Source organism: Pseudomonas sp. NPDC047961, from assembly GCF_050272435.1.
Taxonomy (GTDB): Bacteria; Pseudomonadota; Gammaproteobacteria; order Pseudomonadales; family Pseudomonadaceae; genus Stutzerimonas.
The window spans coordinates 931014-955924 of sequence record NZ_JBNNMD010000001.1; the positions used below are offsets into that span (position 1 = coordinate 931014).

General features: G+C 58.2%; 24 protein-coding genes and 2 tRNA genes. 4 read left to right on the forward strand and 22 right to left on the reverse strand.

Going from position 1 to position 24911, the window contains the following annotated elements; all coding sequences use genetic code 11:
- Nucleotides 1–11: 11 nt before the first annotated feature.
- The 10 genes from nusA to rlmE all read right to left on the reverse strand — a co-directional run bounded on the left by nusA (nt 12) and on the right by rlmE (nt 8569).
- Nucleotides 12–1493: a transcription termination factor NusA gene (gene nusA, locus ACQKIK_RS04405; RefSeq protein ID WP_046162830.1), complete on the reverse strand. Its 1482-nt coding sequence runs from the start codon at nt 1491–1493 to the stop codon at nt 12–14.
- 48 nt (nt 1494–1541) lie between these two features.
- Nucleotides 1542–2000, reverse strand: coding sequence for a ribosome maturation factor RimP (gene rimP, locus ACQKIK_RS04410; protein ID WP_045429696.1), 459 nt, complete (start codon nt 1998–2000; stop codon nt 1542–1544).
- 128 nt (nt 2001–2128) lie between these two features.
- Nucleotides 2129–2205: transfer RNA gene (locus ACQKIK_RS04415), tRNA-Met, on the reverse strand.
- A 91-nt stretch (nt 2206–2296) separates the two neighbouring features.
- Nucleotides 2297–2382 (reverse strand) — tRNA-Leu (locus ACQKIK_RS04420).
- 8 nt (nt 2383–2390) lie between these two features.
- On the reverse strand, nt 2391–2774 hold the full coding sequence (gene secG, locus ACQKIK_RS04425) for a preprotein translocase subunit SecG (RefSeq protein WP_241530348.1): 384 nt from the start codon (nt 2772–2774) through the stop codon (nt 2391–2393).
- Nucleotides 2775–2778: 4 nt separating this feature from the next.
- Entirely contained in the window at nt 2779–3534 is a 756-nt protein-coding gene (gene tpiA, locus ACQKIK_RS04430; RefSeq protein WP_241530347.1) for a triose-phosphate isomerase, read from the reverse strand.
- A 66-nt stretch (nt 3535–3600) separates the two neighbouring features.
- The gene (glmM, locus tag ACQKIK_RS04435; protein ID WP_241530346.1) at nt 3601–4938 is read right to left on the reverse strand and encodes a phosphoglucosamine mutase; all 1338 of its coding nucleotides are present in this window, start codon (nt 4936–4938) and stop codon (nt 3601–3603) included.
- Between the two features lie 10 nt (nt 4939–4948).
- Nucleotides 4949–5800, reverse strand: a complete 852-nt coding sequence (folP, locus tag ACQKIK_RS04440; RefSeq protein WP_241530345.1) for a dihydropteroate synthase — start codon at nt 5798–5800, stop codon at nt 4949–4951.
- A 16-nt stretch (nt 5801–5816) separates the two neighbouring features.
- Nucleotides 5817–7727, reverse strand: coding sequence for an ATP-dependent zinc metalloprotease FtsH (gene ftsH / locus ACQKIK_RS04445; RefSeq protein WP_045429712.1), 1911 nt, complete (start codon nt 7725–7727; stop codon nt 5817–5819).
- Between the two features lie 191 nt (nt 7728–7918).
- Nucleotides 7919–8569, reverse strand: a complete 651-nt coding sequence (rlmE, locus tag ACQKIK_RS04450; RefSeq protein WP_045429715.1) for a 23S rRNA (uridine(2552)-2'-O)-methyltransferase RlmE — start codon at nt 8567–8569, stop codon at nt 7919–7921.
- 81 nt (nt 8570–8650) lie between these two features.
- Here rlmE and ACQKIK_RS04455 point away from each other — a divergent pair, with 81 nt between their 5' ends.
- Nucleotides 8651–8962, forward strand: coding sequence for a YhbY family RNA-binding protein (locus ACQKIK_RS04455; protein WP_045429718.1), 312 nt, complete (start codon nt 8651–8653; stop codon nt 8960–8962).
- Nucleotides 8963–8983: 21 nt separating this feature from the next.
- Here ACQKIK_RS04455 and ACQKIK_RS04460 read toward each other — a convergent pair whose 3' ends face one another.
- The 8 genes from ACQKIK_RS04460 to grpE all read right to left on the reverse strand — a co-directional run bounded on the left by ACQKIK_RS04460 (nt 8984) and on the right by grpE (nt 19211).
- Nucleotides 8984–9385: a hypothetical protein gene (locus ACQKIK_RS04460; protein ID WP_045429721.1), complete on the reverse strand. Its 402-nt coding sequence runs from the start codon at nt 9383–9385 to the stop codon at nt 8984–8986.
- A gap of 10 nt (nt 9386–9395) precedes the next feature.
- Complete coding sequence (greA, locus tag ACQKIK_RS04465) at nt 9396–9872, reverse strand: transcription elongation factor GreA (RefSeq protein WP_222910872.1); 477 nt, start codon at nt 9870–9872, stop codon at nt 9396–9398.
- Nucleotides 9869–13090 (reverse strand): carbamoyl-phosphate synthase large subunit, encoded by a 3222-nt coding sequence (gene carB / locus ACQKIK_RS04470; RefSeq protein ID WP_241530344.1) that lies wholly within the window; start codon nt 13088–13090, stop codon nt 9869–9871. Before carB ends, greA begins: the two co-directional genes overlap by 4 nt.
- A 30-nt stretch (nt 13091–13120) precedes the next feature.
- A complete protein-coding gene (gene carA, locus ACQKIK_RS04475; protein WP_127838535.1) occupies nt 13121–14257 on the reverse strand; it encodes a glutamine-hydrolyzing carbamoyl-phosphate synthase small subunit in 1137 nt (378 codons plus the stop codon).
- Between the two features lie 191 nt (nt 14258–14448).
- A complete protein-coding gene (gene dapB, locus ACQKIK_RS04480; protein ID WP_499134891.1) occupies nt 14449–15255 on the reverse strand; it encodes a 4-hydroxy-tetrahydrodipicolinate reductase in 807 nt (268 codons plus the stop codon).
- Nucleotides 15256–15332: 77 nt separating this feature from the next.
- Nucleotides 15333–16460, reverse strand: coding sequence for a molecular chaperone DnaJ (gene dnaJ / locus ACQKIK_RS04485; protein ID WP_045429735.1), 1128 nt, complete (start codon nt 16458–16460; stop codon nt 15333–15335).
- A 171-nt stretch (nt 16461–16631) separates the two neighbouring features.
- Nucleotides 16632–18545: a molecular chaperone DnaK gene (gene dnaK / locus ACQKIK_RS04490; protein ID WP_127838533.1), complete on the reverse strand. Its 1914-nt coding sequence runs from the start codon at nt 18543–18545 to the stop codon at nt 16632–16634.
- A 96-nt stretch (nt 18546–18641) separates the two neighbouring features.
- A complete protein-coding gene (grpE, locus tag ACQKIK_RS04495; protein WP_045429741.1) occupies nt 18642–19211 on the reverse strand; it encodes a nucleotide exchange factor GrpE in 570 nt (189 codons plus the stop codon).
- A 235-nt stretch (nt 19212–19446) separates the two neighbouring features.
- Between grpE and recN the strand changes: the two genes are divergently transcribed.
- Entirely contained in the window at nt 19447–21123 is a 1677-nt protein-coding gene (gene recN, locus ACQKIK_RS04500) for a DNA repair protein RecN (RefSeq protein WP_128120970.1), read from the forward strand.
- A 289-nt stretch (nt 21124–21412) separates the two neighbouring features.
- Here the strand turns inward: recN and fur are convergent, their stop codons facing one another.
- The gene (gene fur, locus ACQKIK_RS04505) at nt 21413–21820 is read right to left on the reverse strand and encodes a ferric iron uptake transcriptional regulator (RefSeq protein ID WP_045429745.1); all 408 of its coding nucleotides are present in this window, start codon (nt 21818–21820) and stop codon (nt 21413–21415) included.
- Nucleotides 21821–21913: 93 nt separating this feature from the next.
- Between fur and ACQKIK_RS04510 the strand changes: the two genes are divergently transcribed.
- A complete protein-coding gene (locus ACQKIK_RS04510; RefSeq protein WP_046162841.1) occupies nt 21914–22420 on the forward strand; it encodes an outer membrane protein assembly factor BamE in 507 nt (168 codons plus the stop codon).
- Between the two features lie 61 nt (nt 22421–22481).
- On the opposite strand, the gene ACQKIK_RS04515 is transcribed toward ACQKIK_RS04510, so the two are convergent.
- Both ACQKIK_RS04515 and ACQKIK_RS04520 read right to left on the reverse strand, forming a co-directional pair.
- A complete protein-coding gene (locus ACQKIK_RS04515) occupies nt 22482–22811 on the reverse strand; it encodes an RnfH family protein (protein WP_241530341.1) in 330 nt (109 codons plus the stop codon).
- Entirely contained in the window at nt 22804–23238 is a 435-nt protein-coding gene (locus ACQKIK_RS04520; protein WP_127838529.1) for a type II toxin-antitoxin system RatA family toxin, read from the reverse strand. Before ACQKIK_RS04520 ends, ACQKIK_RS04515 begins: the two co-directional genes overlap by 8 nt.
- A 228-nt stretch (nt 23239–23466) precedes the next feature.
- Between ACQKIK_RS04520 and smpB the strand changes: the two genes are divergently transcribed.
- Nucleotides 23467–23949, forward strand: a complete 483-nt coding sequence (smpB, locus tag ACQKIK_RS04525) for an SsrA-binding protein SmpB (protein ID WP_019340344.1) — start codon at nt 23467–23469, stop codon at nt 23947–23949.
- 85 nt (nt 23950–24034) lie between these two features.
- On the opposite strand, the gene ACQKIK_RS04530 is transcribed toward smpB, so the two are convergent.
- On the reverse strand, nt 24035–24823 hold the full coding sequence (locus ACQKIK_RS04530) for a GntR family transcriptional regulator (protein WP_241530340.1): 789 nt from the start codon (nt 24821–24823) through the stop codon (nt 24035–24037).
- Between the last annotated feature and the right edge of the window lie 88 nt (nt 24824–24911).

Consider the following 24911-nt stretch of genomic DNA (forward strand, 5'->3'; position numbering starts at 1 on the left):
CCGCTAATTACTTACTCGAACCAATGGGCTCGGGCGGCCATGATCAGCTTGCCGGCACGCTCTTGATCTATGCCGTCTATGTCGAGCAGGTCGTCAATTGACTGCTCGGCCAGGTCTTCGCGGGTGATAACACCTCGCATTGCCAACTCGACCGCCAGTGTCTTGTCCATGCCTTCCAACGCGAGCAAATCCTCGGCTGGCTGGGCGTCTGCCAGTTTTTCTTCCGTTGCGATCGCTTTAGTCAGTAAACGATCTTTAGCGCGGGTTCTCAGCTCATTGACGATATCTTCGTCGAAGCCTTCAATGCCGAGCATTTCCTCCATTGGAACGTAGGCGATCTCTTCGAGCGAAGTGAAACCTTCCTCGACCAGTACTTGTGCCAGCTCTTCATCGACGTCCAGCTCTTCGATGAAGTTGCGCAGAATGTCGCCGGTTTCTTCTTGCTGCTTGCTCTGGATGTCTGCCTCGGTCATCACATTCAGCGTCCAGCCGGTCAATTGACTGGCGAGGCGAACGTTCTGACCACCACGACCGATGGCTTGAGCCAAGTTGTCTTCGCCAACCGCGATATCCATGGCGTGGGCATCTTCGTCGACGATGATGGCAGCCACTTCAGCCGGGGCCATTGCATTGATGACGAATTGTGCAGGGTTCTCGTCCCACAGCACGATGTCGACACGCTCACCGCCAATCTCCCCAGAGACGGCCTGTACGCGCGAACCGCGCATACCAATACAGGCACCCTGCGGATCGATCCGCTTGTCTTTCGAGCGCACTGCGATCTTGGCGCGAGAGCCCGGATCACGTGAGGCGGCCATCACCTCGATCAGGCCTTCCGCAATTTCTGGCACTTCAATGCGGAAAAGCTCGATGAGCATCTGCGGCGCCGTACGCGAAAGAATCAATTGCGGCCCGCGGTTCTCGGTGCGAATTTCTTTGAGCAGCGCCCGCACTCGGGCACCAACGCGGAAGGTTTCGCGAGCGATGATATCTTCCCGAGCCAGCAGTGCTTCGGCATTGTTACCCAGATCAACGATCACGCTGTCACGGGTCACTTTCTTCACAGTGCCGGAAATGATCTCGCCGAGCCGATCGCGATAAGCCTCGACGACCTGGGCGCGCTCAGCCTCGCGGACTTTCTGCACGATGACTTGCTTGGCGGTCTGAGCAGCGATCCGACCAAACTCGATGGAGTCGATCTTTTCTTCGAGCACATCACCAACCTTGGCGTTGGCTTCTTGTGCCTGCTTCATGTCCGTGGTCAGCTGATGGGCCGGATCGTCGAAATCCTCTTCCTCAACCACTGTCCAGCGGCGGAAGGTTTCATAGCTACCGTTCTGCCGATTAATCTCGACCCGCAGGTCAACTTCATCTTCGAAGCGCTTCTTGGTAGCAGTGGCCAGAGCCAGCTCCAACGCTTCGAAGATCACACTGGCCGGTACGCCTTTTTCGTTGGATACCGACTCCACAACCAGCAGTACTTCTTTGCTCATCGTACGCCTCGCCTATCGCAATCCATTGGGGTCCGCGGGATCCGCGATTCACTCAAAACGGGGAATTATGTTGGCCTTGTCGATCATATCGATTGGCAGCAGATATTCGTGATCGTCGACCAGCACCACCACATCCTGTGCCTCGATCCCGCGCAAAAGACCTTGGAAATTGCGCCGACCCTCGAAGGGCGAGCGCAGCTTTATTTTGACCTGTTCGCCGACGTGCGCCTCGTACTGCTCAAGTGTGAACAGCGGCCGATCCATACCAGGTGAAGACACTTCAAGCGTGTAATCGGAGCTGATCGGGTCTTCAACGTCGAGCACACCACTCAGTTGACGGCTAACCTTTTCGCAGTCATCGACAAGTATCCCGTTGGGATTATCGATATAGACGCGCAACAGAGAATGCCGGCCCTGTGAAATGAATTCGATGCCCCAGCATTGATAGCCGAGGGCCTCTACCACTGGGGCCATCAAGGCCTGCAACTGTTCTAGCTTGCTCGACATCGAAGTCCCTCGTGCATGCCGTACAAATGAAAAATGGGCGAAACGCCCATCCATGATGATCGCCTGTGAATGCCGGCGACCTGGCTTGAAGCTAATAAAAAGCCCCTTAACAGGGGCTTTTCATCAACTGGTTGCGGGGGCTGGATTTGAACCAACGACCTTCGGGTTATGAGCCCGACGAGCTACCAGACTGCTCCACCCCGCGTCAAACTGGGCACGAATTATACGACCGCACCAAAACCAGGTCAACCTAAACACAAAAAACAAGAAAGCCCGCATCTGCGGGCCTACTTGTTTGGTACCGAGGAGGGGACTCGAACCCCTACAGCCTATGGCCACTACCACCTCAAGGTAGCGTGTCTACCAATTCCACCACCTCGGCAAAAACCTTTATTCCTGCTGCTGAAGCTGAGGCACTTCATCTGCAACAGGCGCGGACGGAGCATTTTCCAGAACAGGCACATCTTCCACTACCGGCTTGCTCGCCGGAACTTCCAGCACTGCCGGATCCGGCAGGCCTGCGCCCGATACCTGGTCAGCCTGGCGCGTTGCAAAAAACGCCAAACCCAAGCTTGTAGCGAAAAAAACGCAGGCGAGTATAGCAGTAAAACGACTCAGAAAGGTAGAAGAACCTTGGCTTCCGAACACAGTTGCCGAAGCACCCGAACCAAAGGACGCACCTGCGTCAGCCCCCTTACCTTGCTGCAGCAACACCAACGCAACCACGCCAATAGCAACCAGCAGATGCACCACAATCACAACAGTCTGCAACATCTGATCAGTTCCCTGCGGCACGACAGATCGCACCGAAATCATTCGCTTTCAGAGAGGCGCCACCGATAAGCCCCCCATCGATATCCGGCATGCCAAAAAGCTCGGCAGCATTTTCCGCCTTTACACTGCCACCGTACAGGAGCCGCACGCCTTCGGCGATACGTTGATCCTCACGGGACAGCTGCTCTCGAATAGCCGAATGTACTTCCTGAGCCTGTTGCGGCGTCGCCGTCAGCCCGGTACCTATCGCCCAGACCGGCTCGTACGCCACAACCGCCCTCTCAAAAGCGGAAACCCCGGCATCAGCCAAAATGCGAGCCAGCTGACGCTCAACCACTTCAAGAGTCTGCCCAGCCTGACGCTGCTCCAGCGTCTCGCCCAGACACAGCACCGGCGTCATACCGCACACCAATGCCGCTGCAAACTTTTTGCTTACCACCTCGTCACTTTCGCCCAAAATCAGGCGCCGCTCAGAGTGGCCAACCAACACCCAACTGGAACCCGCGTCAGCCAGCTGAGAGGCGGACTCCTCGCCCGTCAATGCACCAAAGCCAGCATCCACCGCACAGTCCTGAGCACCTACGGCGATTGCCATGTCTTCCAGGCCACTCACAACCTGCATCAGGTGCAGAGTGGTCGGAAACACCACCACCTCGACCATTTCAGGAATGCCCTGCTGGCGAAGCGCCTCGATCAGCTCTGCGACGCTGGCGCGGGTACCGTTCATTTTCCAGTTACCAGCTACCAATGGGCGACGCATGCTTTACCTCGTCGGTCAAAGTGGGCGCAGATGGTACTCAACGAAAACACCTCTGGCAAGCGGCAATCACGCACAAACTTGCGTTACAGCGTTCGCTAGTTCCTCAGCGTAACAGCGAACCTGACTTTCATCATCGCCTTCGACCATCACCCGCACCAAAGGCTCGGTCCCGGACTTGCGCAACAGCACGCGCCCCCGCCCTGCCATCCGTTCGGTAACACTGTCACAGACTGCCTGAACCTGAGGATGTGCAATCGGATCCATATCACCGCGGAACCGAACGTTTATCAACACCTGGGGGCATTTACTCCAAGCCAGACGCTCCTGTGCCAGGCTGCACCCGCGACGTTTCAAAGCGAGCACAACCTGGAGCGCAGCGATAATGGCATCACCCGTGGTGGCATGCTGCGCGCAGACAATGTGACCTGAGTTTTCGCCACCGAGCACCCAGTCGCGTTCGAGCATTTCCGCCATCACATAACGATCCCCGACTTTGGCGCGAACGAAGGGGATATCACGCGCCTTGAGCGCCAGCTCCAAACCAAGGTTGCTCATCAAAGTTCCGACAACACCACCTACCAGGCGGTCGCGGTCCTGCAGGTCAGTGGCGATGATGTAAAGCAGCTCATCACCATCTACTTGGGCCCCGGTATGATCGACCATCATCACGCGGTCGCCGTCACCATCGAAGGCGATACCAAGGTCTGCACCGTGCTCGATCACCGCCCTCTGCAACTGCGCTACATGCGTGGACCCTACATCAGCGTTGATATTCAACCCATCTGGCTGAGCAGCGATAACCACCACTTCGGCACCAAGTTCTCGGAAGACGCTAGGCGCCACCTTGTAAGTAGCTCCGTGAGCGCAATCGAGCACGATCTTCATACCGCTGAAATCGGTACTGGTCGGCACGCTGCTTTTACAGAATTCGATATAGCGCCCCGCTGCATCGTTAATCCGCGAAGCTTTACCGAGCTGCACCGAATCAACCACCGTCATCGGCGTGTCGAGCAGCTCCTCGATCATCAGCTCAACTTCATCAGGCAGTTTCGTTCCGCGCCCGGAGAAGAACTTGATCCCATTATCGTGATGGGGATTATGCGAGGCACTAATTACGATGCCGGCATCGGCATGGAAGGTGCGCGTTAGATACGCAACTGCCGGGGTAGGCATGGGCCCCAACAGCAATACATCGGCGCCTGCGGCAGACAACCCAGCCTGCAGCGCCGATTCGAACATGTATCCGGATATCCGCGTGTCTTTGCCGATCAGAATGCGACATTTCCCGTGCTTACGAAATGCCATACCCGCCGCCCAACCAAGCCTCAGCATAAATTCCGGCGTGATCGGAAATTGGCCGACATGACCCCGAATGCCATCGGTGCCGAAGTACTTTCTACCCATGAATTAATCCCTATTCTGCCGCTTGCACTGCGGCAATCATTCGAACCACATCAACCGTTTCGGCCACGTCATGCACCCGGAGGATGCCAGCCCCCTTCACAACAGCCAGCGCTGCAAGCGCCAAACTTCCATATAGACGGTGCGCCACGTCGCGCTGCAAAACTTGGCCGACCATACTCTTGCGGGAAACGCCAACAAGCAACGGCCGCCCCAACACATGGAGCTGTTCCAGCCTGTTGAACAGATGCAGATTATGAGAGAGGGTCTTAGCGAAGCCGAACCCCGGATCGAGCACAATCCGGTCGTCAGGGATGCCTGCAGCCAAGCAAACCTCCATACGCCCACGCAAGAAGCTCACGACCTCGCTGGTGACATCGTCGTAGTGAGGATCGTTCTGCATATCACCAGGCTCACCCCGCATATGCATCAGGCACACCGGCAGTCCGCTGTCTGCTGCCGCATCCAGGGCCCCATCACGAGACAACGAACGGACATCATTGATTAAACCCGCACCAAGTCGGGCCGTCTCGCGAATCACGGCAGGTGTCGAGGTGTCCACCGAAATAATCACGTCAAGCTCACGGGCAATCGCCTCTACCACAGGCGCAACACGCTCAAGCTCTTCGATTGGCGAAACAATGCTTGCGCCCGGGCGAGTCGACTCCCCACCTACGTCGATCAACGTCGCACCCGCCACCACCATTGCGGCGGCGTGCCGCAGCGCAGCATCGACACTAGCATGCTGGCCGCCATCGGAGAACGAATCGGGCGTAACGTTCAGAATACCCATGACATGCGGGCGCGATAAATCAAGAACCCGGCTGCCACAGGACAGCCGGGTCGAGAACGACTTTTCACTCATCTAACTCAGCCTTAGCTTAGTGCTCGCCAGCTGGGCCACCAATCGGTGTCTGTGGGCGGCCGCTTTCAGGCTGAACGGGCGTTCCGGTTGGGCCGGAGCCGTCCTGCCAGTCCCGCGGCTCGCGCGGAGTCCGACCAGCCATGATGTCATCGATCTGATCAGCGTCGATGGTCTCGTACTTCATCAGCGTCTCAGCCATAACATCAAGCTTGTCACGGTTGTCGGCGAGAATCTGTTTCGCTGTGCCATAGCATTGATCGATGATGCTACGAACCTCGAGATCGATCAGCTTCGCAGTGTCACCGGACACATTTGTGTGCTGACTACCCGCACTGCGACCAAGGAAAACTTCACCCTCTTCCTCCGCGTACATCAGCGGGCCCAACTTTTCGGACAACCCCCACTTGGTAACCATGTTACGAGCCAGCTGGGTGGCGCGCATGATGTCATTGGACGCGCCGGTCGTAACACCTTCAAAGCCGAGCGTCATTTCTTCTGCGATCCGTCCCCCGAACAGCGAACAGATCTGACTGATCAAGGCGCGCTTGGAAAGGCTGTAGCGGTCTTCCTCAGGCAGGAACATCGTCACTCCCAATGCTCTGCCGCGGGGAATGATCGATACCTTATAGACCGGATCGTGTTCCGGAACGACGCGTCCAACGATGGCGTGACCCGCCTCGTGGTAGGCCGTATTGAGCCGCTCCTTCTCGGACATGACCATCGACTTGCGCTCAGCGCCCATCATGATCTTGTCCTTGGCCAGCTCGAACTCTTTCATTTCAACCACACGCTTACCGGCGCGCGCAGCAAACAACGATGCTTCGTTGACAAGATTGGCCAAGTCAGCGCCTGAAAATCCAGGAGTTCCACGCGCAATCAAAGCCGGCTCGACACTATCGCCAAGCGGAACCTTGCGCATATGTACTTTCAGGATCTGTTCCCGACCACGAATATCGGGCAGTCCAACAACCACCTGACGATCGAAACGGCCGGGGCGAAGCAGGGCAGGGTCGAGGACATCCGGACGGTTGGTGGCAGCAATGACGATGATGCCGTCATTCATTTCGAAACCGTCCATTTCGACCAGCAACTGGTTCAGCGTCTGCTCCCGCTCGTCGTGACCGCCACCGAGACCTGCACCGCGATGACGCCCGACGGCGTCAATCTCGTCGATGAAAATGATGCACGGTGCGTGCTTCTTGGCTTGCTCAAACATGTCGCGCACGCGGCTGGCACCCACACCAACGAACATCTCAACGAAATCGGAACCGGAGATCGTAAAGAATGGAACCTTGGCCTCACCTGCAACCGCTTTAGCCAACAGCGTCTTACCAGTACCCGGCGAACCGACCATCAGCACACCGCGTGGAATACGCCCCCCAAGCCGTTGAAACTTGCCCGGATCACGCAGGAACTCGACCAACTCGGTAACTTCTTCCTTGGCCTCGTCACAACCCGCAACATCAGCGAACGTCGTCTTGACCTGGTCTTCAGACAATAGCCGAGCCTTGCTCTTGCCAAAGCTCATCGGCCCACCCTTGCCGCCAGCGCCGCCTTGCATCTGACGCATGAAAAACATGAAGACAGCAATGATCACTAGAATCGGGAAGCTCGCCACCAATAGCTGCGTCCAGATGCTCTGCTGCTCGGGCTGTTTGCCTTCGATCACCACATCGTTGTTGATGAGGTCACCGATCAGACCATTATCCTGAATCGCAGGCCGAATGGTTTTAAAGGTCTCGCCGTCACTGCGCTTTCCGGTAATGACGAAACCGTCAACGGTCACGCGCTCGACTTGGCCTTCTTTGACCTGCTCGATGAAATCCGAATAGTTGAGCGTCTGCGGCTCGGTAGGGCTGGAAAAGTTGTTCATCACCGTCACTAGGACAGCGGCAATGATCAACCACAAAATCAGGTTTTTTGCCATGTCGTTCAATTCACTACCCTCTAGAGCAGGCGTATTGTCGGGAGCCTGCATGACGGCCGATGGTTCGCTCTCGGCCTAACTTACTACACAACGTAGCTGAACACGCAGCTCGGTCTGTAACCCGATATGAAACATGCTAGCCCGTAATTTCACGGCTGGCATTTGCCAGAATAGTCTCAGTCCCCGTGCGGTTAAGACCGCAGCGCTTGCATCTCGTTGCCATCACCCCGATAACCGCGCGCCAGCAGATACTGTTCCCGGGAGCGATCCCTTGAGGACAAGGGTTTGCGCATCTGTACCTTGTCGAAATTCTGTCTGACATCCTTCAGGTAGGCATCGAAACCATCCCCCTGAAAAATCTTGATCAGAAAATCGCCGCCTGGGCGCAACACTCGCATGGCCAGATCCAGCGCAAGCTCGCAAAGAAACATCGCTCGCGCCTGGTCAGCGACCTTCACCCCACTCATATTGGGGGCCATATCGGAAATCACAAGGTCCACTTGGGTTTCACCGATGGCCTGAAGGATCTCGGCGAATACCTGGTCTTCAGTAAAGTCACCGAGCACAAAGGTGACGTCCGCGATGCTGTCCATGGGCAGAATATCGGAAGCGATCAGCCGCCCGCGATCACCGATCACTCGACTGGTGACCTGCGACCAGCCTCCCGGCGCCGCACCGAGATCGACCACCGTCATGCCTGGCCGCAGAATACGATCCTTTTCCTGTATTTCGAGAAGCTTGTAGCTGGCCCGAGAACGATAGCCGTCGCGCTGCGCCATCTTCACATAGGGGTCATCAAAATGTTCTTTCAGCCAACGCGGGCTGGTCTTGGAGCGTGCCAAGCTGTTACCTCATCTGTGCGGCTCAGAGCGTGTCAGTTACACTAGCCGCCATTTTCAGGGTTCTGACGCAAGGGTCGAATTATGCCGCTCACTAACGAGCAGAAGAAACAGTACAAATCCATCGGCCATCATCTGAAGCCAGTGTTGATCGTATCGGAGAACGGCTTGACCGAAGGCGTACAGGCCGAACTGGAGCGCGCCTTGAACGATCATGAGCTGATCAAGGTGCAGCTGCGGATCACCGAGCGTGAGGATCGGCGTGCGGTAACCGATGAGCTATGCAAGATTGGAGGCTGCGAACTGGTCCAGTCCATCGGCAAGATGGCGCTGGTCTATCGCAAGAACCCCAACGTGAACAAGCTGCTATCCAACGTACATCGTTTTCAGGCCTAAGCCTGACGCAAGCATCGCCAGTCATGACCGCTCCCGCCCGGGAGCGGCCTGCAGCACCAAAATCAGCCCGCACATGCCGATAACCAGATAACTGAACACCAGCCAGTACGGAGACTGGACGACCCCGGCACGCACCACGAAAAAACTCGCCGCCAGCAGCAATATGCTGAGCAAAAGCTGACCGCGCAAATCTTCCCACAGGCTTCGCAATCCACCGAGCTGAATCAGCACGACGGCCTGAAGGACGACACAGAATGCAGCGAAGCCCACCAGCAATGGGCGAAGGCTATTCGCGATTTCGTCAATAAGCATCGGCGCAAGGCCAATCTTGCCGAGCGCCGGGAGCATGACGAACTGCAGCAGCCAAAGACCACCGACCCAGAAAGTCTGAGCCAGCTGCCAGCTTATGGTTCCGGCCCGCATCGATTGACGTTTAGAGATGGCGAACCTCGACGATCTCAAACTCGACCAGCCCACCCGGAGTCTTCACCACCGCGACGTCACCCTCCTCCTTGCCAATCAGAGCACGTGCTATCGGCGAGCCTACCGAAATCTTGCCCAGTTTGATCTCCGCTTCGTCCTCACCAACGATCTGATAGGTGACACGCTCGTCGGTCTCGACATTGGCAATCTCAACGGTCGTACCGAATATCACTTTGCCGGTGTGCGGGATGCTGCTGACATCGATGACTTGGGCATTCTGCAGACGCCCCTCGATATCACGAATCCGCGCTTCGACCATGCCCTGCTGTTCGCGCGCGGCATGATACTCGGCGTTTTCCTTCAGGTCGCCCAGTTCGCGCGCCACGCCGATGTCGTGACTGAGCTTGGGGCGAAGCACCTTGGTGAGATGGTGCAGCTCTTCTTCCAGGGCACGCGCACCCTGGACAGTCATTGGGTATTTGGTCATGCCTTGATTCCTGCATGAAGATCCTGCAAACGACGCACAGTCTTCTCGGGACCGAACTTCAGCGCCTCACAGATCGCCTGCCCACCAGCCAAGGTGGTGGTGCAGCAGATCTTGTGCTGCAGAGCGTTACGACGGATTGAATAGGAGTCGGCGATGGACTGACGCCCCTCGGTAGTATTGATGATCAGGGTGACCTCGTCATTCTTGATCATGTCGACAACGTGCGGGCGACCCTCGGTTACCTTATTGACGCGGCGCACCGGCAATCCGGCAGCCTCGATCAACTTGGCGGTGCCAGCAGTTGCGACCACTTCAAAACCCAATTCGACGAGATCACGAGCGACCTGTGCAACGTGCGGCTTGTCGTCGTCACGCACGCTGATGAAGGCGCATCCACTATTCGGCAGGATTTCACTCGCACCTAGCTGTGCCTTGGCAAAAGCTTCGGCGAAGCTGTCGCCGACACCCATCACCTCACCGGTGGATTTCATTTCGGGGCCGAGAATCGGATCGACACCCGGGAACTTGGCGAAGGGGAATACCGCTTCCTTGACACTGTAGAAGTTCGGAATGATCTCTTCGGTCAAGCCAGCTTCCGCCAGTGTTTTGCCAGCCATGACGCGTGCGGCAATCATTGCTAACGACACGCCAATGCACTTCGATACAAAGGGAACGGTGCGTGACGCACGCGGGTTCACTTCGATCACGAAGATGTCTTCACCCTGAACGGCCATTTGCACGTTCATCAAGCCGACCACACCGAGCTCGAGGGCCATCTTTTTGACCTGATCTCGGATCTCGTCCTGGATATGCGGCGGCAAAGAGTAAGGCGGCAAGGAACAGGCAGAGTCGCCCGAGTGTACGCCAGCCTGCTCGATGTGCTGCATGATCGCGCCAATAACCACGTGTTCGCCGTCGCACACCGCGTCGATATCAACTTCGATAGCGCAGTTAAGGAAGTGATCGAGCAGCACCGGACTGTCATTCGACACCTTCACCGCTTCGCGCATGTAGCGCTTGAGCTCTTCTTCCTGGTAGACAATTTCCATCGCCCTACCGCCGAGTACATAAGACGGACGCACCACCAGCGGATAACCGATCACTTTCGAGGCGGCGAGAGCCTCTTCTTCGCTACGGGCTGTAGCGTTTGGTGGCTGGCGCAGGTTCAGGCGCTCGACCATCTGCTGGAAGCGCTCGCGATCTTCGGCTCGGTCGATGGAGTCAGGACTGGTACCGATGATTGGCACACCCGCTTCTTCCAGAGCACGAGCCAGCTTCAGCGGAGTCTGACCGCCATACTGCACGATCACGCCCTTAGGCTGCTCAACACGGACGATTTCTAATACGTCTTCCAGGGTTACCGGCTCGAAGTACAGACGATCTGACGTGTCGTAGTCAGTGGAAACGGTCTCAGGGTTGCAATTGACCATGATGGTTTCATAGCCATCGTCACGCAGCGCCAGCGCGGCATGTACGCAGCAGTAGTCGAACTCGATGCCCTGACCGATACGGTTCGGTCCGCCACCGAGAATCATGATCTTGTCGCGACTCGACGGATTGGCCTCGCATTCTTCCTCGTAGGTCGAATACATGTAGGCTGTGTCGGTGGCGAATTCGGCGGCGCAGGTGTCAACGCGCTTGTAGACCGGCAGCACCTTGAGCTTGTGGCGATGGGCCCGCAGGTTCTTTTCGGTCACGCCGAGCAGCTTGGCCAGCCGCGCGTCGGAAAAGCCCTTTCGCTTGAGCTTGTACATCACATCGCGATCGATGCTGGACAAGCCCATGGTCTTGATCCGTTCCTCCTCCTTAATCAGATCCTCGATCTGCACCAGGAACCACTCATCGATCCGTGTCAGATCGAAGACTTCGGCAACCGACTTTCCAGCACGGAAAGCGTCGGCCAGATACCAGATGCGATCTGCACCCGGCACAGTAAGCTCGCGTTTGAGCGTGCCCTCGCTTTCCGGATCAGCCAGATCAAGCTTCGGATCGAAGCCGGATACACCCACCTCCAGACCGCGAAGTGCCTTCTGTACCGATTCCTGGAAGGTACGACCGATGGCCATGACCTCACCGACAGACTTCATCTGGGTGGTCAGCCGCGCATCGGCCTTGGGGAATTTCTCAAACGCAAAACGCGGAATCTTCGTCACAACGTAATCGATGGCGGGCTCGAAGGACGCCGGAGTGCGACCGCCAGTGATGTCGTTCTGCAGCTCATCGAGGGTGTAGCCCACAGCCAGCTTGGCCGCGATCTTGGCGATCGGGAAGCCGGTGGCCTTAGAAGCCAGCGCCGAGGAACGCGAAACACGCGGGTTCATCTCGATCACGACCATGCGGCCGGTGCTCGGGCAGATCCCGAACTGCACGTTGGAACCGCCGGTTTCCACGCCGATCTCGCGCAGCACCGCCAGGGATGCATTACGCAGGATCTGATATTCCTTGTCCGTCAGAGTTTGCGCCGGGGCGACGGTGATGGAGTCACCGGTGTGCACACCCATCGGATCGAAGTTTTCGATGGCACAGACGATGATGCAGTTGTCCTTCTTGTCGCGGACCACCTCCATCTCGTATTCCTTCCAGCCGATCAGCGACTCGTCGATCAGCAGCTCGCTGGTCGGCGACAGGTCCAGACCGCGGGCGCAGATTTCCTCGAACTCTTCACGGTTGTAGGCAATACCGCCGCCGGTGCCACCCATGGTGAACGAAGGGCGAATGATGCAGGGGAAGCCGACTTTCTCGAGGACGCCGTAGGCTTCGTCCATGTTGTGCGCGATGCCGGAAACCGGGCACGCCAGGCCAATGTTCTTCATCGCCTTGTCGAAGCGTGAGCGGTCTTCGGCCTTGTCGATAGTGTCGGCGTTGGCACCGATCATCTCGACGCCAAACTTCTCCAGGATGCCGTGCTTTTCCAGGTCTAGCGCGCAGTTCAGCGCTGTCTGGCCGCCCATGGTTGGCAGCAGCGCGTCAGGCCGCTCCTTCTCGATAATCTTGGCGACGGTGGCCCACTTGATCGGCTCGATGTAGGTCGCATCTGCCATGGCCGGGTCGGTCATGATGGTCGCCGGGTTGGAGTTGACCAGGATGACCCGGAACCCTTCTTCGCGCAGCGCCTTGCACGCCTGCGCGCCGGAATAATCGAACTCGCACGCCTGACCGATAACAATCGGGCCAGCGCCGAGGATCAGAATGCTTTTGATGTCTGTACGTTTTGGCATGGTCTCTCTCGAATTCTGTGCTCGGCGGGCTTAGCGGCGCTTGGCCATGGCGTCGATGAAGCGATCAAACAGCGGCGCTACATCATGCGGCCCCGGGCTAGCCTCAGGATGACCCTGGAAACTGAAGGCGACCTTGTCGGTGCGCTCAATGCCCTGCAGCGTGCCGTCGAACAGCGACTTGTGCGTCGCTCGCAAATTGCTCGGCAGGCTGGCTTCGTCCACGGCAAAGCCATGGTTCTGGCTGGTGATCATCACCACGCCGGTATCGAGGTCCTGTACCGGATGGTTGGCCCCATGGTGACCGTTAGGCATTTTCACCGTCTTGGCGCCTGAGGCCAGGGCCAACAGCTGGTGACCAAGGCAGATGCCGAATACCGGTATGTCCGTTTCAAGCACTTCCTGAATGGCCTTGATCGCGTAATCACAGGGTTCAGGATCACCTGGGCCGTTGGCGAGGAATACGCCGTCCGGATTCAGGGCGAGCGCATCGCTGGCCGGTGACTGGGCCGGCAATACAGTGACACGGCAGCCGCGCGCGACCAGCATGCGCAGGATGTTGTACTTCACGCCATAGTCGAAGGCGACAACATGGTATGGCAGCTCGCTGGCAGGCACCTCGGCATGACCATCATTATCCAAGCACCAGACGCTCGAGCGCCACTCGTAGCGCTCCTTGACGCTGACCTCCTTGGCCAGGTCCATGCCCTTGAGGCCGGGGAAGCTGCGCGCCAGCTCAAGCGCCTTCTCTTCGGTTGCATCATCTCCCGCCAGGATGCAGCCATCCTGAGCGCCTTTCTCACGCAGAATACGGGTCAGGCGGCGGGTGTCGATGCCAGCAATGGCCACGGTACCGTTGGCCTTGAGGTAATCCGGCAGAGACTGCTTGTCGCGCCAGCTGCTCGCGATAAGAGGCAGGTCGCGGATCACCAGCCCGGCAGCCCAAACCTTCCAGGATTCAGCGTCCTCTGGGGTTGTGCCGGTATTCCCAACGTGCGGGTAGGTCAGGGTGACGATTTGCTTGGCATAGGAAGGATCGGTGAGGATTTCCTGATAGCCGGTCATGGCGGTATTGAACACCACCTCACCGATAGTCTGGCCGTCGGCGCCGATAGATTCGCCGCGAAAAATACTGCCATCGGCAAGGGCGAGAATGGCTGGCTTAGTCAAGAGACCTCCCAAAGATCAAGGCTGAAGCAAGCGCAGATTGTAAAAAAGCGGGATGACGTGTGAAGGTCATCCCGCTTTTTATTTGATTCATTCTGCGCAACTTTTAGTGGACACACTAAAACGGGAAGCTTACAGAAACCGCCCTTTCAGGTCCAGCCGCAATCAGCCAAAACGCCCTGCGAAGCGCTTCATTAGCGCAACCCAAGCACATCCTGCATGTCATACAGCCCGGCAGGCTGGTGCTCCAGCCACATCGCGGCACGCACCGCGCCTTTGGCGAAAGTCATCCGGCTAGACGCCTTATGGGTGATCTCGACGCGCTCGCCCTCGGCAGCGAACAACACCGTATGATCCCCCACAACGTCGCCCGCACGCACCGTGGCAAAACCGATCGTCTCCCGCGCACGGGCGCCCGTCTGCCCTTCGCGACCATAAACCGCAACCTTCTGCAGATCGCGACCAAGCGCCTGCGCAACGACCTCCCCCATGCGCAACGCAGTACCCGATGGCGCGTCGACCTTGTGGCGGTGATGTGCCTCGATGATTTCGATATCGACCTCGTCGCCCAGCACGCGCGCAGCCGTATCAAGCAGCTTCAGGCACAAGTTGACTCCGACGCTGAAATTCGCGGCAAACACGATGGGAATATCTTGTGCTGCAGCAGCCAGTTTTTCCTTCTCTGCTACCGAGAAACCAGTGGTGCCGATCACCATTGCCTTGCCTGCGCGCCGGCACACTTCAAGGTTCTTCAGCGTGACCGAAGGATGAGTAAAATCGATCAGCACATCGAACTCGTCGACGACCTTCGCCACCTCGCCGATCAGCGGTACGCCGAGCCGCCCGATAGCAGCCAGCTCGCCTGCATCAGCGCCCACGAGGGTGCTATCTGGCCGGTCAATAGCCGCGGTCAAGCCCGCAGCACCAGAGGTTTGCTGAACAGCCTCGACCAGCGTCTTGCCCATACGCCCCGCGGCGCCCGTTACTGCAATACGTCGCATAAAAACAGCTCCAAGCTGCAAGCCTTAAGCTGCAAGGACGCCTTCAGGAAGGCTGCCACCTGCAGCTCGCCGCCGGGTTAAAGATCGCCAAAAAATCGCTTTACGCCTTCGAACCAGCCGCTGGCTTTTGGCGAATGAGAGCTGTCGCTCTGCAATGTTTTGCGGAACTCGTCGAGTATTTCGCGCTGGCGCTTGCCCAAGTTAACCGGCGTCTCCACCGCCACCCGGCATAGCAGATCGCCGGCGGCACCGCCACGTACAGGAGCAACACCCTTGCCACGCAAACGGAACTGCTTGCCGGTCTGAGTGCCTTCCGGAATTTTTAGCTTCACCCGCCCGTCGAGGGTGGGCACTTCCAACTCGCCGCCCAGCGCCGCATCAGCGAAACTGATTGGCACCTCGCAAAACAGGTGCTTGCCGTCACGCTGAAAGATTGGGTGCTCGCGGACGTTGACCACCACATAAAGATCTCCAGCCGGACCGCCTTGAGCGCCCGCTTCGCCCTCACCCGTCAAACGAATCCGGTCACCTGTGTCGACACCCGGCGGCACTTTGACTGAAAGTGTCTTCTGCTCTTCGACGCGGCCTTGTCCATGGCAACTGCCGCAAGGATCGGAAATCATCTTGCCACTGCCATGACAGCGCGGGCAGGTCTGCTGCACCGAGAAGAACCCTTGCTGCATGCGCACCTGGCCGATGCCGCCACAGGTGGTACAGGTCACCGGGCTGGTGCCCTTCTTGGCGCCGGAACCGTCGCAGGTCTTGCACTCGACAAGCGTCGGCACTCGAATGGTAACCGTGGTGCCCCGCACAGCCTCTTCCAGATCCAGCTCGAGGGTGTAGCGTAGATCACTGCCGCGCTGAGCACCGCCACGCGAACTGCCCCGTCCGCCAGCGAAGAAATCGCTGAACACGTCGCCGAAGATATCGGAGAAGTTGGCGTTACCGTACGCCGCGCCCGCGCCAGCCCCCATCTGCGGATCGACACCGGCATGACCATATTGGTCATAGGCCTGACGCTTACTCGCATCGGACAGCACCTCGTAAGCCTCGTTGGCTTCCTTGAATGCATCTTCGGCGGCTTTGTCTCCGGGATTACGATCCGGATGGTGCTTCATTGCGAGGCGACGATAAGCCTTTTTCAGCTCTGCCTCGCTGGCGCCGCGCTCGACACCCAGCACTTCGTAATAGTCACGTTTGGCCATAAGTTTCCTGAACCTTCAAATTCGTACCCTCCAGACACGCCGACGCGGGAGCAAGCCCCCGCGCGGCGATTAGACCCGTCGCGGCATCACCGCATCGGGCTGGAGGAAAAGGCAGCGGCCACAATGCAGGCCCCTGCGCTCGCTCCACTCATGGAGGTCATAAGCCGCGGCTTACTTGTTGTCCTTGACCTCTTCGAACTCAGCATCGACCACGTCGTCACCGGACTGTCCGCTGTCGCCACCCTGTTCGCCTTCGCCGCCTTGAGGCTGCTCGGCATACATCTTCTGCGCCAGGGGTGTGGATGCCTGAGAGACCGCCGCGATCTTGGCTTCGATCTCAGCCTTGTCGTCGCCCTTGATGGCAACTTCCAGCTCGCCGATGGCTTTTTCGATGTTGGCCTTATCTTCTTCGGTGGCCTTGTCGCCGGCTTCAGTCAGCATCTTGCGGGTCGCATGAACCAGCTGATCGCCCTGGTTGCGAACGGTCACCAGCTCCTCGAACTTGCGGTCTTCCTCGGCATTGGCCTCGGCGTCACGCACCATCTGCTCGATTTCCTCCTCGGAAAGACCAGAGTTGGCCTTAATCACGATGGACTGATGCTTGCCTGTGGCCTTGTCTTTCGCTGACACGTGCAGGATGCCGTTGGCATCGATGTCAAACGTCACCTCGATCTGCGGAACACCACGCGGAGCTGGCGGAATGTCAGCCAGATCGAAGCGGCCCAGCGACTTGTTCTGCGACGCCTGCTTGCGCTCACCCTGCAGCACATGGATGGTCACCGCGCCCTGGTTGTCATCGGCCGTCGAGAAAACCTGCGATTTCTTGGTCGGAATGGTGGTGTTCTTTTCGATCAGCGCAGTCATCACGCCGCCCATGGTTTCGATACCCAGGGTCAGCGGCGACACGTCGAGCAGCAGAACGTCTTTCACGTCACCCGCCAGCACGGCCCCTTGAATCGCGGCGCCCATGGCGACAGCTTCATCCGGGTTCACGTCCTTGCGCGCTTCCTTGCCGAAGAACTCGGCAACCTTCTGCTGCACCAGCGGCATACGGGTCTGACCGCCGACCAGGATCACGTCGTCGATCTTGGCCACGTCGATGCCGGCATCTTTCATTGCCATACGGCAAGGCTCGATAGTGCGCTGCACCAGATCCTCGACCAGCGCTTCCAGCTTGGCACGGGAGATCTTCACGTTCAGGTGTTTAGGACCAGTCGAATCCGCGGTGATGTAAGGCAGGTTGACGTCGGTCTGCTGGCTGGAGGACAGCTCGATCTTGGCCTTTTCCGCGGCTTCCTTGAGGCGCTGCATCGCCAGCGGGTCGCCCTTGAGGTTCATGCCGCTTTCTTTCTTGAACTCGTCGACGAGATAGTCGATCAGGCGAATATCGAAATCTTCGCCGCCGAGGAAGGTGTCGCCGTTGGTGGCCAACACTTCGAACTGATGCTCGCCGTCCACTTCAGCGATCTCGATCACCGATACGTCGAAGGTACCGCCGCCCAGGTCATAAACGATGACCGTGTGGTCGCCCCTGGCCTTGTCCATGCCGTACGCCAACGCAGCCGCTGTCGGCTCGTTGATGATGCGCTTGACGTCCAGACCAGCGATGCGGCCAGCGTCTTTGGTCGCCTGACGCTGACTGTCGTTGAAGTAGGCCGGCACGGTAATGACTGCTTCGGTAACCGGCTCGCCGAGATAGTCTTCGGCAGTCTTCTTCATCTTCTTCAGGATCTCGGCAGAGATCTGCGGCGGCGCCATCTTCTGACCGCTCACTTCAACCCAGGCGTCGTTGTTGTCCGCCTTGACGATCTTGTAGGGGACCATCTGGATGTCTTTCTGCACGACCTCTTCATCGAAACGACGACCGATCAGTCGCTTCACGGCGTACAGGGTGTTATGCGGGTTGGTCACTGCCTGACGCTTGGCCGACTGACCTACCAGGATCTCGCCATCATTGGCATACGCGATGATCGACGGCGTGGTGCGGCCGCCTTCGGCGTTTTCGATCACCTTGGCCTTGCCGTTTTCAAGAATGGAGACGCAGGAGTTGGTCGTTCCCAGGTCGATACCGATAATTTTGCCCATGTGCTTCTCTCCGAACTTTGATTGATCCGCGCCTGTTTACCGGCTGCGGGTAACACAAAAACGCTTGGCTACGAGATGGGGGTCGCTAGCGGAAATTCAAGCCTTCTCATCAATCGAAGGCGGGGTTTCTGCCGGCGCCTTGCTGACGACTACCATCGCCGGGCGCAACAGGCGTCCGTTGAGCAGGTAACCCTTCTGGAATACCTTGAGCACACTGCCAGGCTCGGCGTGGGTGCTCTCTTCCATCGCCATGGCCTGGTGATGCTCAGGATTGAATGGCTCTCCCTGCGGGTCCAGCTGTACCAACTGATGGCGTGCCAGGGTGTCGAGCAACAACTTGAACGTTAGCTCGACACCTTCACGCATCGGCTTGACCGCCTCGTCGTCCGGGTTCGACAACTCGAGGCCACGCTCCAGACTGTCCGCGACAGCCAGGAGGTCTCCAGCAAATTTCTCTAACGCAAACTTATGCGCCTTCTCGACATCTTGCTCGGCGCGACGGCGAATGTTCTGCAGCTCGGCTGCCACACGCAGAGACTGATCCTGGGCTGCGGCCAACTGCTCTTCTAGAGAATGCACGCGGCCAGCTAAATCCTCGGTCACCTCTGCTTGCGCGGTCTCGTTCTCTTCGGGGGTCTGGTTATCCAGGTTTTGCTCGTCGGCCATGCGGTCCTCCTCATCGATACGTCAGCGGGCGTCGACCCGCGCTTGTGCCGCTATATGGGGGCGACAAAATCTGCTTCAAGGGCGCGCCCACATCTCGACCTCGTACACACGAAACTCGGAAAGATTTTCGGAGCGAACCCGACCGCTTTGTTTACGTACCGCTTATGCCGAGCAGCTTGATGAGTCACGCGAAAGCACTGTATAAATAGCCAGTCACCAATGCAGGAGCCCTGCCATGCTGGTTCATCTTTCCGTTCACAATTACGCGATCGTCGAGCATCTCGATCTTGAGCTGAAACGCGGCATGAGCGTGATCAGCGGTGAAACCGGCGCAGGTAAGTCGATCATGCTGGACGCCCTGGGGCTCACTCTGGGCGACCGTGCCGATAGCAGCGTGGTGCGCATTGGCGCGGACAAGGCAGACATTCTTGCCAGCTTCGACCTGGATGACATTCCAGATGCGCGAGCCTGGCTGGCCGAGCGAGACCTGGACAACGATGGCCCTTGCATTCTGCGCCGCGTGATCACCGCCGAAGGGCGTTCGCGCGGCTATATCAACGGAACGCCTTGCCCGCAGGGCGATTTGAAAGCGCTTGGTGAATTGCTGATCGATATTCACAGCCAGCACGAACACCAATCACTGCTCAAACTTGATACCCACCGGCGACTGCTCGACGAGTACAGCGGCAGCCAGGATCTTGCCCGCCAGGTGCAGCTGGCCGCGCAGCGCTGGAGGCAAACCCGGCAAAGCTTAGAACGCTTGAGCAGCAGCAGCGACGAACAGCGCGCCCGCCACCAGTTGCTCAGCTATCAACTCGAAGAGCTCGAGACGTTGGCTCTAGGTGACGACGAACTGGAACACTTAGAGCAGGAGCACAAGAACCTCGCCAACGCGGAGCACCTGCTTGGCGCTTGTCGCCAGGTGATCGAGCTGTGCAGCGAGAACGACGCTGGCAATGTGCTGTCGGCGCTGACCTCGAGCCTGCAGCGCCTGACTGGGTTCCAGAACCAGCCAGGCGCGCTCGGCGAGGCCGTCAACCTACTCTCCAGCGCACAGATCCAAGTCGAAGAAGCGGTGGGCGAACTCAACCGCTTTCTCGATCACTTCGATTCTGACCCACAGCGGCAGCAAACGCTGGAAGAACGTCTCGACAGCATTTATACCCTGGCGCGCAAACACCGCGTTCAGCCGCCGGAATTACCAGCCTTGCAGCAACGCCTCTTCGAAGAACTGGAAAGCCTCAACGCCGACGACACTGCACTGGAGCAGCTCAGCGAGGAGCTCGCTGCCTATGAAAGGCACTATCGAGAAAAGGCCGAACAGCTGAGCGCTTCGCGCCAGCACGCGGCCGATTCGTTGGCAGAGGCAGTGGAAGCGGAAATCCAGCGTTTGGGCATGCCGGGCGGCAAATTCAGCGTCGTGTTGAAGCCCGCCGCAGACGGAGACCTTATGCCGCACGGACTGGAACAGGTGGAGTTTCTCGTAAGCGCCAACCCAGGCCAGCCATTACGCCCGCTGGCAAAGGTTGCCTCAGGCGGTGAGCTGTCGCGTATCAGCCTGGCGATCCAGGTGATCACTGCACAAACCTCACGCATCCCGACTCTAGTGTTCGATGAAGTAGACGTCGGCATCGGTGGGCCAACCGCGGAAGTGGTTGGCCAATTGCTGCGCCGGCTTGGCGAGCGAGGCCAAGTACTGACCGTAACCCACCTGCCGCAAGTCGCTGCCCAAGGGCACCACCACCTGTTTGTCCATAAGGCACGCGGTGCCGAGGAAACCCACACAGCCGTTGCCGCACTGGATGGCGGCGAGCGGGTCGAGGAAATCGCCCGCATGCTTGGCGGACTCGACCTGACCGAGCAAGCACTGGCCCATGCCCGTCAGATGATCGACTCTGCCCAAGCATCCTGATCAAACTTAAAAGCACTGCGACTCAGGATCGCCTCGCCTGCTGAGAAAGGCTAGTTAGCGGCCTTGGGGCCAGCCACCTTACGCTTACTTACTTGCGGCTCGCACTGACTGGCATACAAACAGAGCGCACGCACGCGGCCAACGCTTGGCCGTGATCGGCTAGATGGCCGAAAAACCGAAGCGGCGGCTCTCGAACAATCATTTACTTAAAAACAAAGCCCGCCAATAGGCGGGCTTTGTCATGCGGCAAGAAGTGTTAGAACTCATTTTTGCTGCAGATTGCAGGCGATCATTCGGGCTTCTTGCGGACGTATAACACCAAGTTGTGATCGACCAGATCGTAGCCGTGACGCTTGACGATTTCCTTTTGCAGCTTCTCGATCTCCGGATCGAAGAACTCAATGACGTCGCCACTATCAACGCAGACCATATGATCATGGTGGCCGCCGTCTGCTAGCTCGAATACGGCATGGCCGCCATCGAAATTATGCCGAACCACGAGGCCAGCCGCCTCGAACTGGGTCAACACGCGGTAAACGGTCGCCAGACCGACATCCTCGCCGGCTTCCATCAACGCCTTGTAGACGTCCTCGGCACTCATATGGCGCCGATCGGTGGTATCCAGCATCTGCAGGATCTTGACCCGTGGCAGGGTTACTTTGAGGCCAGCTTTGCGTAGTTCGCTATTTTCAACCATGGTTGGCTTTCTCGCTGCTGCTGTTTCGCAGCCTCCTTCAATACGGGTATGATCCGGGCTTTGCCCAGCCAAGATAGTGGAAGTCACCTACCGATGCAAAACACCAAGCTCATGCTGTCCAGCCTCACGCTAGTGGGCCTGTTCGCACTCGCCGGTTGTTCATTCCCCGGGGTTTACAAGGTCGACATTCAACAGGGCAATGTCGTTACGCAAGACATGATAGACCAGTTGCGCCCAGGAATGACCCGATCGCAAGTGCGGTTTATCATGGGCAACCCTCTGATCACCGATACTTTCCACGCCGACCGCTGGGATTATCTGTACAGCATCCAGCCAGGCGGTAGACAACGCCAGCAGGAACGGGTCAGCCTTGTATTCAACGCTAACGACCAGCTTGCCGGTCTTGCGGGTGACTTCAAGCCCGGCGTGAGCCGTGACGAAGCCATTCTGGGGACCGATTTGCCAGCGAGCACTGAAGACCCTGTCAGCACTGAGCCTGAGGCAACTAAACCCGGCTCCTTGCTCGAACAGATTCAGGGCGACGTGGACGCGGCCGAGCCTGTTCCAGTGCCAACTCCAGGCCGTTTGGAAACAGACTAGACTTCAAACGAACACAAAAAAGCCCGGCATGCCGGGCTTTTTTTTCGTAGCACCTTACGGCCTAGATGGCTGACTCACCCGCTTCGCCCGCCTTGTTCTGCGCGGCCTTCGCCGCGCGCTGCTTGCGCACTTCTTTCGGGTCGGCGATCAGTGGCCGGTAGATTTCGACACGCTCCCCCTCGACCAGTGTGCGTTCTTCCGGCTTGGGTACCGCCTTGCCGAAAATGCCCAGCGGTGACGTGGCGAGATCTAGCCCCGGAAAGTAGTTGTCCATTCCCGAGCGTAGCGCCGCCTGACGGACGCTGGTGCCCTGATGCACGGCCAAGCTCAGCAACTTCTGCTTGTCCGCCAGTGCATAGACGATCTCGACCGCAATCATCGGCTTATCCATACAGCTGCTTAGCCCTGTCGCAAAACGCATCGACCAAGGTATTGGCCGCCTGATTGAACAAAGGCCCCAAGGTGGCACGGACCACGGGCCCGGCATAATCAAAGGTCAGATCAAGACTAATCTTGCAGGCCTTCTCTCCCAACGCTTTGAACTCCCAGATTCCATGCAAATGGCTGAAAGGCCCTTCTTCCAGCGACATTTCGATGCGTTTGCCCACCTGCAATTCGTTGCGCGTGAGGAAGCGCTGGCTAATGCCAGCCTTGGCCACGGTCATGCTTGCCTGCATCTGGGTTTCGCTGTTGGACAGCACCTCGGTCGCCGAACACCAGGGCAGAAACTGGGGATAGCTGGCTACATCGTTGACCATGTCGAACAGCGCGCGTGCCGGATAGGGCAGCAGCGCCGAACGTTGAATATGCGTCGTCATTCGATCCCTTCTACTTCGTCAGTCAACAACAGCAGCTACGGCCAGAGCCGGCAGCGGCTATCGAGAACAAGCATGAAAACTCAGATCCCGGTGGCGGAGCAGGTCCCTGAGCATGAACAAACGTAAAGATCGCCATTGTCGGGGATAAGCGCACCCCTCTCAAGTTTCGCACCGTCGCAGCATGAGGTTATCGCCAGCCGCAACGCGACTCCCTATAATGCGCAGCCTATGGCCAAACAGAAGAAACAGTCCCCCGGGACCATTGCGCTAAACAAGAAAGCGCTACACGACTACTTCATCGAACAGAAATTCGAGGCGGGCCTCGTTCTGGCCGGCTGGGAAGTGAAAAGCCTCCGCGCCGGCAAAGCGCAATTGGTAGACAGCTACGTCCTACTCAAAGATGGCGAAGCCTGGCTAATGGGCTGTCACATCACCCCGCTGACCACGGCTAGCACCCATGTCATTGCCGACCCGACTCGCACCCGCAAGCTGCTGCTGAACAAGCGTGAGCTGGGCAAGCTGTTCGGTGCCGTGCAGCAGAAGGGTTACGCCTGCGTCGCGTTATCGATTTACTGGAAAAAGCACCTGATCAAGTGTGATATCGCACTGGGCAAGGGCAAAAAGGAATTCGACAAGCGCCACACCGAGAAAGAGCGCGACTCCGACCGTGAGATTCAGCGCGCCATGCGCACCAAGGGAAAGGAAGACTAAGCCTTTCACGTCACCGAGCGGGCCTGTCCCGCTCAGTCGTGCCCCGCCCAGTCGGCCGGACCGCTTAGCTGCCTCTCTCAGCGCATCAACTCTCTATATGCTTTTCCGACCGTCCCTGACGCCGCTGCGCACGCGCTAGGCGCTGAGCCTCTTGCTGGCCTTCCGCCAACACCTCCTGCACGTAGCTGATATGTCGATGGATGACGTCGCGCGCATCGTTCGCTCGACGGGCAATGATCGCGTCGTACAACTCCTGGTGCTGACGCATGAGCATGTCCCGCGTTTCGTTGCGCAGGGCGTACATACCACCAATGTTGGTCACCACGTTGCGCTTGAGCAGATCGAACAGGCCACGGATGGTGTGCAGTAGAACCGCGTTGTGGCTGGCTTCGGCAATCGCCAGATGGAATCGCGCATCAGCAACGCCCTCCTCGGCACGAGTCACCGCTCCCTCCCGCGCATAGCAGTCCTGCAATGCCGCAAACGCTTCGCCGAGACGCTGCTGGTCGACCTCAGTCGCCCGCAATGCGGCGTAATAGGCGCAACTACCTTCGAGCGTATGACGAAATTCCAACAAGTCGCGCTGCGCATCAGCGTTGTTCTCGAGCAGATGCAATAGCGGATCACTGAAGGTCGAACCCAGGGACTCAGCGACGAAATTACCACCACCATGTCGACTGATCAGTAAGCCTTTGGCCGCCAGCTTCTGGATCGCTTCTCGCAGGGATGGACGAGACACACCGAACTGTTCAGCGAGCACACGCTCGGCCGGCAGGCGCTCGCCGGCCTTGAGCGTGCCTTCGAGAATCATCGTTTCGAGCTGCTCGACGATGTTATCGGCCAGCCTCCGCTGACGCACCATTCCCACTTCCATCACGCCTCTCGATTGGTTTGACCACTGTATATGGAAAGCCAGCGTAGCCAGCCACCTGAGCCTACGCAACAGCTGGTGCTGCGACCAA

Coding starts and splice junctions, on each gene's coding strand:
- grpE (WP_045429741.1), bottom strand. CDS start 19,211: ATGGCCGACGAGCAAAACCTGGATAACCAGACCCCCGAAGAGAACGAG.
- ACQKIK_RS04455 (WP_045429718.1), top strand. CDS start 8,651: ATGCCGCTCACTAACGAGCAGAAGAAACAGTACAAATCCATCGGCCAT.
- dnaJ (WP_045429735.1), bottom strand. CDS start 16,460: ATGGCCAAACGTGACTATTACGAAGTGCTGGGTGTCGAGCGCGGCGCC.
- tpiA (WP_241530347.1), bottom strand. CDS start 3,534: ATGCGTCGCCCATTGGTAGCTGGTAACTGGAAAATGAACGGTACCCGC.
- ACQKIK_RS04460 (WP_045429721.1), bottom strand. CDS start 9,385: ATGCGGGCCGGAACCATAAGCTGGCAGCTGGCTCAGACTTTCTGGGTC.
- dapB (WP_499134891.1), bottom strand. CDS start 15,255: ATGCGACGTATTGCAGTAACGGGCGCCGCGGGGCGTATGGGCAAGACG.
- greA (WP_222910872.1), bottom strand. CDS start 9,872: ATGACCAAATACCCAATGACTGTCCAGGGTGCGCGTGCCCTGGAAGAA.
- glmM (WP_241530346.1), bottom strand. CDS start 4,938: ATGGGTAGAAAGTACTTCGGCACCGATGGCATTCGGGGTCATGTCGGC.
- rimP (WP_045429696.1), bottom strand. CDS start 2,000: ATGTCGAGCAAGCTAGAACAGTTGCAGGCCTTGATGGCCCCAGTGGTA.
- folP (WP_241530345.1), bottom strand. CDS start 5,800: ATGAGTGAAAAGTCGTTCTCGACCCGGCTGTCCTGTGGCAGCCGGGTT.
- smpB (WP_019340344.1), top strand. CDS start 23,467: ATGGCCAAACAGAAGAAACAGTCCCCCGGGACCATTGCGCTAAACAAG.
- nusA (WP_046162830.1), bottom strand. CDS start 1,493: ATGAGCAAAGAAGTACTGCTGGTTGTGGAGTCGGTATCCAACGAAAAA.
- ftsH (WP_045429712.1), bottom strand. CDS start 7,727: ATGGCAAAAAACCTGATTTTGTGGTTGATCATTGCCGCTGTCCTAGTG.
- ACQKIK_RS04510 (WP_046162841.1), top strand. CDS start 21,914: ATGCAAAACACCAAGCTCATGCTGTCCAGCCTCACGCTAGTGGGCCTG.
- ACQKIK_RS04515 (WP_241530341.1), bottom strand. CDS start 22,811: ATGGATAAGCCGATGATTGCGGTCGAGATCGTCTATGCACTGGCGGAC.
- fur (WP_045429745.1), bottom strand. CDS start 21,820: ATGGTTGAAAATAGCGAACTACGCAAAGCTGGCCTCAAAGTAACCCTG.
- carB (WP_241530344.1), bottom strand. CDS start 13,090: ATGCCAAAACGTACAGACATCAAAAGCATTCTGATCCTCGGCGCTGGC.
- recN (WP_128120970.1), top strand. CDS start 19,447: ATGCTGGTTCATCTTTCCGTTCACAATTACGCGATCGTCGAGCATCTC.
- ACQKIK_RS04530 (WP_241530340.1), bottom strand. CDS start 24,823: ATGGAAGTGGGAATGGTGCGTCAGCGGAGGCTGGCCGATAACATCGTC.
- ACQKIK_RS04520 (WP_127838529.1), bottom strand. CDS start 23,238: ATGACGACGCATATTCAACGTTCGGCGCTGCTGCCCTATCCGGCACGC.
- dnaK (WP_127838533.1), bottom strand. CDS start 18,545: ATGGGCAAAATTATCGGTATCGACCTGGGAACGACCAACTCCTGCGTC.
- secG (WP_241530348.1), bottom strand. CDS start 2,774: ATGTTGCAGACTGTTGTGATTGTGGTGCATCTGCTGGTTGCTATTGGC.